Annotated in this window: 11 protein-coding genes; 3 read left to right on the plus strand and 8 right to left on the minus strand. The window is 62.2% G+C overall.

The window, feature by feature from the left end:
• Window positions 1–2: 2 nt before the first annotated feature.
• Window positions 3–962: an AAA family ATPase gene (locus KJS47_RS17885; RefSeq protein ID WP_213526712.1), complete on the minus strand. Its 960-nt coding sequence runs from the start codon at window positions 960–962 to the stop codon at window positions 3–5.
• Window positions 963–1,216: 254 nt separating this feature from the next.
• Here KJS47_RS17885 and KJS47_RS17890 point away from each other — a divergent pair, with 254 nt between their 5' ends.
• Window positions 1,217–1,411, plus strand: coding sequence for a hypothetical protein (locus KJS47_RS17890; protein WP_213526437.1), 195 nt, complete (start codon window positions 1,217–1,219; stop codon window positions 1,409–1,411).
• A gap of 236 nt (window positions 1,412–1,647) precedes the next feature.
• Here the strand turns inward: KJS47_RS17890 and KJS47_RS17895 are convergent, their stop codons facing one another.
• From KJS47_RS17895 to KJS47_RS17905, 3 genes are all read right to left on the minus strand, one after another.
• Entirely contained in the window at window positions 1,648–4,803 is a 3,156-nt protein-coding gene (locus KJS47_RS17895; protein ID WP_213526438.1) for an MMPL/RND family transporter, read from the minus strand.
• Window positions 4,800–5,267: a MarR family winged helix-turn-helix transcriptional regulator gene (locus KJS47_RS17900; RefSeq protein ID WP_213526439.1), complete on the minus strand. Its 468-nt coding sequence runs from the start codon at window positions 5,265–5,267 to the stop codon at window positions 4,800–4,802. Before KJS47_RS17900 ends, KJS47_RS17895 begins: the two co-directional genes overlap by 4 nt.
• A gap of 259 nt (window positions 5,268–5,526) precedes the next feature.
• Entirely contained in the window at window positions 5,527–6,354 is an 828-nt protein-coding gene (locus KJS47_RS17905; protein WP_213526440.1) for an aldo/keto reductase, read from the minus strand.
• Window positions 6,355–6,516: 162 nt separating this feature from the next.
• Between KJS47_RS17905 and cdaS the strand changes: the two genes are divergently transcribed.
• On the plus strand, window positions 6,517–7,155 hold the full coding sequence (gene cdaS, locus KJS47_RS17910) for a sporulation-specific diadenylate cyclase CdaS (RefSeq protein ID WP_213526441.1): 639 nt from the start codon (window positions 6,517–6,519) through the stop codon (window positions 7,153–7,155).
• A 48-nt stretch (window positions 7,156–7,203) separates the two neighbouring features.
• Here the strand turns inward: cdaS and KJS47_RS17915 are convergent, their stop codons facing one another.
• On the minus strand, window positions 7,204–8,070 hold the full coding sequence (locus KJS47_RS17915; RefSeq protein ID WP_213526442.1) for a DUF72 domain-containing protein: 867 nt from the start codon (window positions 8,068–8,070) through the stop codon (window positions 7,204–7,206).
• A 663-nt stretch (window positions 8,071–8,733) separates the two neighbouring features.
• On the opposite strand from KJS47_RS17915, the gene KJS47_RS17920 reads away from it, so the two are divergent.
• Window positions 8,734–9,192 (plus strand): MarR family transcriptional regulator, encoded by a 459-nt coding sequence (locus tag KJS47_RS17920; protein ID WP_213526443.1) that lies wholly within the window; start codon window positions 8,734–8,736, stop codon window positions 9,190–9,192.
• Between the two features lie 194 nt (window positions 9,193–9,386).
• On the opposite strand, the gene KJS47_RS17925 is transcribed toward KJS47_RS17920, so the two are convergent.
• From KJS47_RS17925 to KJS47_RS17935, 3 genes are all read right to left on the minus strand, one after another.
• Window positions 9,387–10,406 (minus strand): alpha/beta hydrolase, encoded by a 1,020-nt coding sequence (locus KJS47_RS17925; RefSeq protein ID WP_213526444.1) that lies wholly within the window; start codon window positions 10,404–10,406, stop codon window positions 9,387–9,389.
• Between the two features lie 374 nt (window positions 10,407–10,780).
• Window positions 10,781–12,040, minus strand: coding sequence for a sn-glycerol-1-phosphate dehydrogenase (locus KJS47_RS17930; RefSeq protein WP_213526445.1), 1,260 nt, complete (start codon window positions 12,038–12,040; stop codon window positions 10,781–10,783).
• Window positions 12,041–12,073: 33 nt separating this feature from the next.
• The gene (locus tag KJS47_RS17935) at window positions 12,074–12,829 is read right to left on the minus strand and encodes a glycerophosphodiester phosphodiesterase (protein WP_213526446.1); all 756 of its coding nucleotides are present in this window, start codon (window positions 12,827–12,829) and stop codon (window positions 12,074–12,076) included.
• Between the last annotated feature and the right edge of the window lie 108 nt (window positions 12,830–12,937).

Here is a 12,937-nt window from a genome sequence, read left to right on the forward strand (position 1 = left end):
GGCTACCCCCGGACCGGTTCTTCGGCGGGCACGGCCGTCTCGGCGAGCACCTGAGCGACGATGCGCTCGGCCATGCCGTCCTTCTGCCGCATCGCGTTGCGCAGAATAATCCGGTGGGCGAGTACCGGAGCGGCCATTGCCTTGATGTCGTCCGGCACGACATAATCGCGTCCCTGCAGCACCGCGTACACCTGCGAAGCCCGCAGCAGCGCCTGGCTGCCCCGCGGACTGACGCCGGCGGCCGCTTCCGGATGCGTCCGCGTCTTTTCGACGATCGCAACTATGTAGGCAAGCAGCTCGTCGGTGATCCGCGTCCGGCGGAACATCCGCTGGGCTTCAAGGATAGTGGCAGCCGAGGCAACCGGTTCGATCGTCTCGAGCGGATCGTCCTCTTTGAAGCGCTTCAGGATATGCATCGCTTCGTCCGTCGACGGATAGCCCATCTTGATCTTGACCAGGAACCGGTCAAGCTGGGCCTCCGGCAGCGGGAACGTGCCCTGGTTCTCGACCGGGTTTTGGGTGGCGAGGACGAGGAACGGGCTGTCCAGCCGTCTCGTCTCCCCGTCCACCGTCACCTGCCGCTCCTCCATGCACTCGAGCAGACTCGCTTGGGTCCGGGGCGTCGCCCGGTTGATCTCGTCCGCCAGCAGAATCTGCGTAAAGACGGGGCCCGGACGGAACTCGAAATCCCCGACTTTCTGGTTGTAATAATGAATGCCGCTCAAATCCGACGGCAGCAAATCCGGCGTGAACTGAACCCGACGGAACGAGCAGCCGAGCGAGCGGGCCATCGTCTTGGCAAGCAGCGTTTTGCCGGTGCCCGGCACGTCCTCAAGCAGCACGTGTCCCGACGCGATCAGCGCGACCAGCAGCAGGTCCACCACTTCTCCCTTGCCGACGATAACCCGGTTTACCGTCCGCTTGATGTCGTCGGCCATCTGCCGTATCTCGTTAAATTCCATTTCTCCACCGCCCATGCTGAATTTTCCCCTTTGTCTTCCGCAGAAAACGCTTACGCGGTTCTCCACGCGCAAAAGGACTTCCTTACACTATACTCTGTTTTCCCCTTTTTTCCCAGACGCTTCCCTGCAGCTGTCCTGCCGGCGGTATCGGGTTAGCGGGAGAGGATGCCCCAGATTTCCACAGGCCGTCTGATTCGCCGCGCAAGAAAACGGGTAAGAACGGGTATACTCTATCCAACAAGGAGGACATGCCTATGCCGAACGGTCAGGACCCGAAAGACCTGTTGGAGAAAAAACGCGAGGCCCAGAAGCAAAACGAAGGGTTCCGCAGCTATGTGGAGCAGGTGAGCGGCGGTGCCGCCGCCTCAAGTTCCGGCAAAGCGACTGACGAAGGCCGTCTCGTGGACGACCACAACCGAATGATCGATCAGGAGAATCTTCGCAAATAATCCCAATGGCGGACACAAAAAAAACCATGGCACACGGTGCCATGGTTTTTTGATGTGCCCTTCGGAGGAAGAGGACCGTGAGCGCCGGGGGCACCGGATTCGGTGACAAGCGTCTTTCCCCGTCTCTACGTCTTCCCTCCGGTGATCCGCGTTCTCTCCGTCTCTACGGCTTTCCACCGGCCGGCGATCCTCGTCTCTCCCTCGTCTCAACAGCGTCTCTGCGTCGCCCGGCTTACCTATGCCGACAGCTCGTTGTCGTGTGAGGAAGAGCCCTTGCGGAGGAACGGCCACCAGTTCGCATTCCCGAACAGATTGACCATAACCGGGATGAAGAACGGCAGGAATACCAGCGCGTACAGCAGGAGTCCGGTGATAACTATCGTTGCGATCTCGAGCAGCGACAGCACGCCCGAGGGCAGCATCGCCGCGAACGTGCCGCCGAGAATGACGGCGGCCGAGATGATGACGGTCCCCATGTTCTTCATCGCCTCGACGATCGCCTCGCGTACGGACAGCGTCTTGTACTCGTTGAACCGGTCCATCAGGAAGATGCTGTAGTCGATGCCGAGCGCGACCAGGATGACGAAGGCGAAGAACGGAACCGCCCACGAAATGCCGGAATACCCGAGCAGATCGACAAAGATGATCTCCGCCACCGCCATCGACGTGTAATACGTCAGAATGAGCGAGGCGATCAGATAGAGCGGCATGATGATCGAACGCAGCAGCAGAATGAGGATGATCGCGATGCCGATCAGCATCAGCACGACAGTCCGCGAATAATCCGCCTCGGAGATCTGGTCGAGGTCGGCGTAGATGCCGGTGACGCCGTTCACGCCGAACTGTCCGCCCTCGAGCAGCGTGCCCTTGGCCGCCCGATGCACCGATTCGTTGATGTCCTTGACTTTGTCGATCGACTCGGTCGAATACGGGTTGCCTTCGAAGACGATATCGAACGTGGCGACTTTCCGGTCCTTGGACAGGTACGTATCGAACACCTGCTGGAAGTCGCTGTTCTTGAGCGCTTCGGTCGGGATGTAGAACCCGCTCATCTTGTCGTCCGGCGCCGCGGCGAGACCGCCGAGGTAATCCTGCGCCGATTTGAGCCCATCGCTGATCTGGCCGAGACCGCTCACGCTTTGGTCGAGCCCTTGGGTCAGCTGGCCGAGCTGGCCGTCGAGCTGCGAGAAGCCGTCCTGCAGCTGCTTCTGACCGGCAGCCAGCTGGTCCAGGCCGCCGGACAGCGCCGGCAGCTTGGCGAGCACCTGGCCCTGGCCGTCGGCCGCCTGCGTGAGGCCCTGCTGCAGCTGCCCTAGGCCGCTGACGAGCTGAGCGAGACCGCCCGCCAGCTGGCTCTGGCCGGCCGCCGCCTGCGCGAGGCCGGCGTTGGCCTCGGCGAGGGAGCCGGACACCTTGGCCAGCTCGGCATTCAGCTGCTGAAGACCGCCGGATAGCTGAGTAGCGCCCTGCTGCGCCTGGGCGATAGTGCCCTGCGCGGTCAGGAAATCCGGGTCCTGCTGCAGCTCGGGGTGCTTTTGGGCGAGGTTCGCGAGGCTCTGGCTGGCGCCTCCGAGCGCCTGCGCCAGGCCACCGACGCCCTGCTCGATCTCGCGGTACTTGGCGTCAAAGGTGCCGAGCCCCTGCTCCAGCTGCCGGTAGCCGGCAAGCAGCTGCTCTGCCGCCGCGGCCAGCTGCCGGGCGCTTGCCTCGGCTTGCGCGACCGCCGTCTTGAGCTCGCCTGCGCCGGCGGAGCCGTCGCGCACGCCCTTCTCGATCTGGGCCAGACCGCGGCTGAGCTCGGTCACGCCGTTCTTCAGATCGGTCGTGCCCTTGACGAGCTCGCCGGCTCCGCCGGCCGCCTGCGCCAGCTGCGGCGCCGAGCCGCTCAGCTGCTTGCTCGCTTCCGCGAGGCCGCTGCGAACTTGCTCGAGACCGTCCTTGCCCTGCCCGAGCCCCTGGTCGAGCTGTTTGGCCTGCTCGGAGACGAGCAGGTCCTTCAGCTCCTCGCCGACAGGGCGGGTAGCGCTGCGGACGGTTTCGACGCCGTCCACCTTGGCCAGCTCGCGGCTGATCTTCTCGATCGCAGCGAGCCCCTCCGCGTTGTCGAGCGGCCGGTCGCCCTGGATGACGACCTTGGCCGGCATCGTCTGACCCGGACCAAAGCTGGACGAGACGATGTTGAAGCCCTTGACCGAATCGTACTTCTCGCCGATCTCGTCAAGCGAGTTGTACGACAGCTTCCCGTCGTAGACGAGAAGCGCCGGGGCGACGACAGCCGCGATGATCAGCAGCGTAAGAAGCGGCCGCTTCAGCGAAACGCGTCCCGCCCAGCCCCAGAGCGCGCTCTGCTTGTGCTCGAGCGAGCCCCGGGACGGCCAGAACAGCTTCGGGCCGAGCACGACCATGAAGAACGGCACGACGGTCACGAGTGCCAGGAGCAGCACGCCGACCCCGATGGCCACCGCTGCCGCCGAACGGTACAGGATGAACGTCGACATGCCGATTGAGGCGAAGCCGACCAGAACCGCAAGACCCGCGAAGAAGACCGTCTTGCCTGCGGTCCGGTAGGTCCGCACGATGGCGTCCTTCACGTCGCCCGAATGTGCCAGTTCTTCCTTGAATCGGCTAATAAGCAGAATGCAGTAGTCGGTGCCGATGCCGAACAGCACGGCCACGAGAAAAATCTGCGTAAAGTTGGACAGCGGAAAATCCCAGCGGTCCACGAGAAACGCGACGACCGATTGGGAGATCAAATAAGTGAGCCCCACCGTCACGAGCGGGACGAACGGCGCCACCGCCGACCGGAAAACGAGGAACAGAATGGCGAGAATGAAGACGAGCGTAATCAGCTCGGTCCGCTTGAGCCCTTCCTCCGAGCTTTTCACGACATCCTCGTCGATGAACTGGTTGCCCGTCAGGTAATGCTCGGCTTGGACTCCCTCCAGCTCCTTGTTCAACGCGGCGCGAAGCTCGTCCGCCTCACCCGCTCCCTTGTCGGGACTGACGAGGACGAGGATCGTCTGGTTGTCCTTGGCGACCAGCTGCTCCTCAAGCTCCTTTTGGGTGAAATGCGACATGACGCGGCTCAGATGGAGATCGGCCTTGCGGCTGTCCATGCTCTTCACCGCCTGCTCGATCTGCCGCTTATCCTCGGCGGTCAAGCCTCCGCTCCGGTGGAATACGAGGACGGCGTCCGACGCCTCCGCCTCCTGCCCGCCGCTCGCATCCTTCAGAATCTGAGTCGCCAGCGAGGAGGAGTAGCCGTCCGGCACGCCGATCTGCCCCTTGTCCCGCACCAGCTGCTGCATGTCGGGCGCGGTCACGAACAGAACGGCCGCCAGCGCCACCCATGCGGCCAGCAGCAACCATCTTACTTTCAATATCGCTCTCATTCGTGTGTCCCCCGTCCTTCCGAATCTTCCACCATCAGCGCGGCAAGCCGCTCGAAGCAGCTCATGAAGCCCTCGATCTCATCTTCCGGGAACGTTGCCAAATACTTGCCTACATTGGCCTGCACCTTCTCGTCGGCGATCTCCTCGATGCGGTACCCCTCGTCCGTAAGTTCCAGATAAACGACGCGCCGGTCCTCCTGGTCCTGCACTCTCGCGATCAGCGATTTGTCGACGAGTCTAGTGATGATCGCCGTAATGGCGCTCTTGCCGACGCAAAAGGCGTCCGCCAGCTCCGTCGACGTAGTCCGGCCCCGCCGCTTCATATACCGGAGAATCGAGAACTGCTCGATCGTCAGCTCGCCGCCGAGCTGCTCGCGCATCATCGCGTCGAGCCGTTTGCCGATGAGGAAGTGTGCCGCCTCGTAGCGTTCGATCCAGCTCTTCAGCCGGCTCTCGTTCGTCATTCTCTCCACCCTCCCTCGCTTCCTCCTGCCCGTTCCGGAGCATGGCCCGGACCCTGGAGCCGACCGTCCCGCTTAGCTCGCGGCATGGACAGCCCCAGGTTGTTCGACAGGAGAACTGTTCGATCATTGAACTAAATAACAGGTAGACTATACCAAAACGGGAGGGCGGCCGTCAACCGAATGACGGATGCACAAAAAAGCCCGGGGAGATTCTCCTCGGGCCTCTTCCGCGCTTCGTTATGCCACCTCCGAGCGGGCACTAGAAATTGAAATTGTCCGGATCAGATCCGTAGCGCTTGTTCTCGTTCAGCGCATCGATCTTCTCCATATCCTCGGCGGTCAGCTCGAAATCGAATACATCGGCGTTCTCCTTGATGCGATGCTCGTGCACCGATTTCGGGATGGTGACGACGCCATTCTGCAAATCCCAGCGAAGCACGACCTGCGCCGGCGACTTGCCGTAGCGTTCGCCGATCTCCTTGAGCACGGGGATGTCCAGGTTGCCCTGCATAAGCGGGCTCCACGCCTCGAGCTGGATGTTGTTATGGCGGCAGAACGTACGCAGCTCCCGCTGGGCGAGCAGAGGATGGAATTCCACCTGGTCGACCATCGGGACGATCTCGGCATCCTGCATGACGTCCTGCAGATGGTGCACGTGGAAGTTGCTTACGCCGATCGCCCGAACCTGCTTCTCCTTATAGAGCTTCTCGAGCGCCTTCCAGGTCTCTTTATATTTGCCTTTTACCGGCCAATGAATCAGATACAGATCTATGTAGTCCAGTCCGAGCTTCTTGCGGCTCTCTTCGAAGGCGCGCAGCGTAGAATCGAAGCCCTGCTCGCTGTTCCAAACCTTGGTCGTCACGAACAGCTCGTCGCGCTTGACGCCGGATTGCTGGATCGCCCTGCCTACGCCTTCCTCGTTGCCGTAGACGGCGGCCGTGTCTATGCTGCGGTAGCCTGCGGCCAGTGCCGCACGGACGGAGCTCTCCACTTCCTGCCCTTCGGGAACGCGCCATACTCCCAAGCCGAGCCAGGGCATGCGAACGCCGTTATGGAGGACAGTCGTATCGGTTAATCCTTTGATCATCTCGATCCCTCCGCTTCTATAGTTTGGTGAGGCCCTAATCAATCGTCATCATACCACAACGCAGTGGCGCAAACCAAACGAGTAGTCCCCGGGCAGCCCGGGAACACTAGCTTTACCAATTTTGCCGAACCAGCGTGTCCCAACCGCTTAGGAGGTGCTCCCATGACCACCATCACGCCGTGCGATATCTCCCCGCTCAAGACCAAGGTCAAAGAAACCATCGCGGCAATCCTGGATGATCTTGAAGCCGGCTCGGATGCCCTCGATAACGAATCGACCTGTATGCTGAACCGGTTCGCCCACATCCGGGAGCAGTTCTTGACGCTGCAATCGCTCGCCTCTTCGTTCTATCTCAACTGCTACCTGTCTCCTTACACGGAGATCTACGAGCAGCTGAGCGCAAGCATCGTCCATATGGCGAACCGCCGCCACGGCGCGCTCGTCGTCATCCAGCGCAACGATCCGCTGGACGAGCTGCTGCAGCCGGGCATCGGTATCCGCGCCCAGTTCACGAATGCGCTGCTCGAGTCGATCTTTTTCCCGGGCAATCCGCTGCACGACGGCGGCGTCCTCATCCGCGGCAACGAGATTGTCTCGGCGGCCAACATTCTCCCTCTCTCCCGGCGCTCTACCCGGGGGCAAAAGCTGGGGACGCGGCACCGGGCGGCGTTAGGCTTGTCCGAACGGACCGACGCGCTTGTCGTTGTCCTCTCCGAGGAAACCGGCCATGCGTCGTTTGCGCTCGAGGGCAAGCTGTACCCGTTCCTGCCCGTTCATCCCGACAAGGCACCGACTCCATAGCGGCGAGCTAAAAGCAAGTCGGGTTCTTCTCTCGTACCGGGCGAATCCTCATTCGAACAGATCGAGCTGGCGCGGCGCCAGCCCCTGATCGCCGAGCCCGAGCAGCTCCGTCAGCTGCTTGGCGTTGGCGGCGGCGTCGCCCCCCGAGTTGTTGTTGAAGATGACGATGAGCTCGTACGTCTCGGCCCTCAGCTTCTCCAGCTTGGCGGCCCAATCCAGCAGCTCCTCCCGGCTGTAGCGGTACAAATACCGGACGTCCCGCCAATTGGCCGCTCCCGACTGGTTCCAGCCGGCGGTATTGCGCCCATGGAACCGCACGACCGTCCGCTGCCGGCTGGTCGGGTGCAGAACGGTCGGCACCGAGCCCGGTCCGGCCTCCGGCTCGTCGCAGATGCTGTGGATCCAGCCCTCCTCCTCCATGAACGCCAGCGTCTTCTCCCGGAACGCCGGGTGAAACCAGCTCTCATGGCGGAATTCGAGAGCGACCGGGATGTCTCCCATCCGCTCGCGCGCGTCCCGCAGCACCTCGACATGGTCGCGGTTGCAGTCGAACCAGGGCGGGAACTGGAACAGTACGGCGAGCAACTTGCCCTCCCGGCGAAGCGGCCGGATCGAATCGAGGAACGCCGCGTACATCTGATCGACCGTCTCAAAGGGCAGCTTGCCTCGCTGATGGCCGGTCATTCCCTGGTACGCCTTTACGAGAAAGCCGAAACCGTCCGGCGTATCGGCCGCCCACCGTTCGTAGTTCCGCTCCGCCTGCACGGCGTAGAACGAGCTGTCCACCTCGACGACCGGAAAGTGGCCGCTGTAGACACTGAGCTTGTCCCTGGCCGCCGTACCCGGCGGATACAGCTCTGCATGATCGCCCCAGCCGGCGAGTCCGATGCGGATGATACCGCTTCTCTTCTCCATTCCCGCTTCCTCCTTTCCAGCGCTTCCTTATCTGTTCCGGCTTAGGCTTCTATTGTAAAACGGAACCCCGCCCCGGTGCCAATGCGGTGACGGGCGCAGGGTCCGTGGCACACCCGTTTTGTCTCTTTTTACCTCTGAATGCTTCTTCCTGACTCTAATGCCGATTTCCGCTAAGCGGGCTAAGTTTTATCTTTCTACCTCAGCAGCTTTGCTTTGACTCTGCGAGTTAGTCTGGCCGTTCGACAAAATCTGCCAAACAATTCCGATTATCTTACGCCAAATGTCATTCCGTGTCGATGAAGAATATCACTTTATTGACGCAAAATGTGGTCCGGAAATTGAATATAGAAAGATGCGGTACATAGATGCCCGCTCACGCTCTCCGGCTCTTGCCACCCCCCCGGACCTAGCTTGCCTTCTATCCTCCCTCCCGGAGCGGTTTCGAGCTTCATAAATGCGGCCTTTGTTTGGCCGCCCATCCCCTCCATACTTTTTAAGCCAACTCGTATTTTCGCCGTCGTTTTTGTAACCGAGTGAAAGCCAATTTGAGGGCTATAGAACGCTTACATTTCCCTTGACGGGTAGGGGGGGGCATGTTACGCTAGGCCTACTTTGGTGTGTCAATACGAATACTGCTCGTTTGTCGAAAGAGGGATCACGCCGATGAATGATAGCATGTGGAAGCTGTATATGAAGGTCGTCCACGGAGCCGGAACGGGAGACCCCCATTCCTGGGCGAAGCTTGACCTGACGATGCCCCAGCTGAAGATTCTTATTCTGCTCCGGTTCAGTTCCCGTCTGTCCGTCAGCACGCTAGCCGAGGTGATGAACACGTCCCTCTCCAATATGACGGGGATTCTCGACCGTCTGGAAGGTCACGGGTTCGTCGCGAGGGTTCCTTCGGTCAGTGACCGCCGCTCGGTATTCGTCAAGCTGACTTCGCAGGCTCAGGACATATTCGATCAAATCGATCATTCCGGCCAGGCGAAGTTCTACGCGGCGATCGGCCGGCTGACGGAGACCGAGCAGCGGATGGTCGAACTGGGCCTGCAAATTCTGGCCGAAGCGTTCGAGAAGCCGATAGAGGCCAATCACGTCCAGGAAGCTCCCATCGCCCGGTAACCCGGCACCCGTACATAGCCAAGCCCCGGCGATCCCGCCGGGGCTTTAGCTCGGTTGCTGGTTTCTCCACCGCCATCTTAGGACGGCCGCGAAAGTCCTGCGGGCAGAAGGCCCTGCCGCGCACCGTCTGACGGTGCTGGACGCTCCGTTTGACGGCGCGGCGGGGGCTCCGTCATATCACGGTGCTGGCCCAATCAGACGGCGGTGCGGTGCCCGGTTTCTTCCGCTTGCCGGACGCATGCGTCCAGAAACTGCAGCGTCCGCTTCAAATATTCCTTGCGGTGCTCGGCGAAGATCAGCTCGTGGTGGCCGTCCGGGACGAGCCACAGCTGGGAGGCCGGATTCGCCTTTTGGTTGCTGTAGAACGACGTGATGCTCGTGTAGGGCGCCTTGGTATCCTGCTCGCCATGAATGAGGAAGAGCGGGATGTCATAGGTCGTCGTCTTGACCGCCTGGTACGGCACCTGGTTGAGACTGTAACCGCTGAACACCGGGAAGAACAGATTGATCAGCGACACGGACGGCGTACGCGGCAGCAGGCTCAGATGCTGTTTAATGTTGTGGAACATCGTGTCCGGATCGAGGATGAAGGTGCTGTCGAGAATCATGCCGTCGATGAGATCCGTCTTAAGTGCCGCCTGCAGGGCCGTTCCTGCACCCATCGAGAAGCCCCATACGTAGAGCGGTCCACTCTCCCGCGACTTGGCGTACTGCACCGCTCCGAGCAGCTCCTGGGTCTCTACGATGCCGCCGGTGACGGATCGGTTCGGCTTGGTGAACCCGTAGTCGAACATCACGACGTTGAAGTTCTGCTTGTGCAGCTGCCGGGCCAGCTCGTACATCGGTACCCAAGGCTCCTCTCGATTCGTGCCATAGCCGTGGGAAAGCACAACCGTCTTGCCGCCGGTCCCCGCCGGCAGGTACCAGCCGCTTACCTCGGAGGAACCGTCCGCGCTCGGAAACAGCACGTCCTCGTACGCCACTCCGATCGCCTCGGCCGGGTTCGACTTTAGCGGGGCGATCACCGGATTGCCGAGTGCCCAGGCCGCGTAAGCGTAGATCCCCAGCACGGAGGTGACGCCGATCCCCGCCGCCGTCAATAGAGCCAGCAGCCAGCGGTAGCGACGGAACACCCGTTTTGGTTTATCCGCGATAACGCTTTCATCAAATAAGGGCGTTGGGACGGGAAACGAGACGTACGAGGTGGTTTCCATGCTGACTCCTCCTGTTGAGTAGATTAGGGGACCTGCAGTACGGCGGGGACGTGCTCCGAACGGGGATTGGGACTGGCGCCGGCTGCCGAAGTGCGGGGCCGGGCGGACTTGCGCGGGGCTTGTCGAATCGTTGCCAGCAGTCTAAGGATGTCCGAAGAAATCTGGTACTTTGGTCTGAGTGTTGCTTCTATCTTTAGTATATTCGTAATATGTATCAGCTGATAGACGATTTGCATGAAGGGTCAATTACAGTTTGATTACAGCTGTGTTACAAGCCCGGCGCACGCCAAACAAGCGAACCGCTCCCGGATCCGGGACTTTCGGTTCGCTTGTCTATTCTGGCGGCATGTCCACCCGCCTCTGGGCCCTCCGGCCTACCGCGTCCGAGACGCGTGCGCCCAGTCGCCGGCCAGCCGCTCGACAAGGCCGGCCTCGTTCGCGAAGCGCAGCCCGGTGTAACGGTCGCGCAGCTGCGGCGCCTCGCGGAGCGCGCGGGCGACCCATTCGCGAGGGAGCCCGAGCTCGTCCGGCGTTGCGGGGGCGCCCGCCTGGGCGAGCAGCTCGCGGAGCGCGGCCGGCTCCGGCAGCGCAGCGGCCAGTGCGACCGCGTCCGCCCAGTGGGCGGCGAGCCGCTGCGCGACAGGGACCGGCACGCGCGCGAGCGCCGCGTCCCGCTCGGCCTCGGACAGCGCCGCAAGCTGCCGGAGCAAGCCGGCCATCAGCGCGGTCGCGACGCCGACCTTGGCGCCGTGGAGCAGCTGCTTGCCGCCGGTCCGAAGCAGCTCCATCTCCCAATAGTGGGAGAGATGGTGCTCGGAGCCGGAGGCGGACCGCGAATGATCGGCGATCAGCATCGCGTAGCCCGACAGAAGCAGCCCCTCCATCAGGCCGCGGATGCCCTCCGTCTCCCCTCGGCGCAGGCTGCCGGCCTGCTCCAGGCTGAGTGCCAGCGCCTCGCGCGTCAGCTCCGCAACGAGCGGGCAGTACGGCTCGCCCGCGGCGATATGCGAGAAGCGCCAGTCGGCCAGCGCCGTATACTTGGCCAGCATATCGGCGAAGCCGGCGGCCGTCAGCTCGCGCGGAGCTTTCTCCAGCACGGCCAGGTCGGCGAACACGGCAACGGGCGGCGTGACCTGGATGGTCCGCTTCACGCCTCGCACGATGAGCGGCGCGCCGGCGGAAGCAAAGCCGTCCACCGAAGCGGCGGTCGGTACCGCTACGAACGGCCGCTGCGTCCTGGAGGCCGCGAAGCGGACGATGTCGTGCAGCGTGCCCGCTCCGACCGCAAGCATCGCCTCCGCGTCCGCGGGCAGGTCGATCAGCACCTGCACGACCGACCGCTCGTCGGCGATGACGTCGCCCTGCTCGTCTTCGTCGACGAGACCGTGCGTGCAGACGATTCCCGCCTCCTCCAGCAGTCTGGCCAGCTGCCGGCCGGCCGCTGCGAAGGTCCGGCGGTCGGCGACGAGGTGGACGCGGCGCCAGCCTTGCTCCCGGACAAAGGACGGAATCCGGTTCAGCGCCCCCGTCTCGACGACGGACCCCCGGATCGGAAGCGGGCGGTGGGGATGGCCGCACGGACAGACGTCCGCACGGGCTTGGATCGCTTCCAGGGATATCTGGCTAGGCTGCATAACGAGTTCCTCCTCATTCATTGGTGTTGATTGTTAAACCGGCGCGGAGGGAAGCCGTCCTTTGCTCCGGAGCACGTCGATGACCCGGTCCGGGTAATTCGAACAGAAGATCAGGCCGGGATGCATCCCGGCGAACCGTTCGATCGTCTCCGGCTCATCCATCTGCCAGGCGACCAGCTCGATGGAGCCGTCGGCGAGCAGCTCCTCCACCGTATCCCGGGTCAGGAACGGATGCTGGATGCAGAGCATGCTCGCTCCCGTTTCCTGCAGCTGCTCCCGGAGCAGCGTCGTCTTATTGGAATAGATGAGCCCCGTCCGGATGGCCGGATCGATGTCCTTCATCCGGCGGATCGCGTCGTGGTCGAACGACGTGACCTGCACCTGCTCCCGCATTTCCCATTCGGCGAGGAGGGCCGCCACTTTCTTCTCGAGCTCCGGATAGAGCTCCCCGGCCTTCTTCAGCTCGAGATGGAGCGGGATTCTCCCCTTCGTCTCCCGGAGCACCTCCTCCAGCAGCGGGATGCGCTCCCCCGCGAACGAGGGATGAAACCAAGACCCGGCATCGAGCGACTGGACCTCGGCTGCGGTCAGCTCGCGGACGAGCCCTGTCCCGTTCGTCGTCCGGTCGACCTTGTAGTCGTGCAGAATGACCGGCACGCCGTCCTTGGTCAGCTGCACGTCCAGCTCGATCGCGCCGATATCCGGATTTTGCATAGCCAGACGGAACGCCGCCATCGTGTTCTCCGGAGCTTGGGACGAAAATCCTCTGTGCGCCATTACGACAGTCATGACAATGTTCTCCTCCTTCTTACCCCGTTTCGATCGAGGTTTTCCGTTTCCTATTTGCTCAGTTACAAATATTACCACACCCCTTTCCTTAACGTAAACGAACGATTT

Origin of the sequence: Paenibacillus sp. J31TS4 (assembly GCF_018403265.1) — a bacterium.
Lineage (GTDB): Bacteria > Bacillota > Bacilli > Paenibacillales > NBRC-103111 > J31TS4.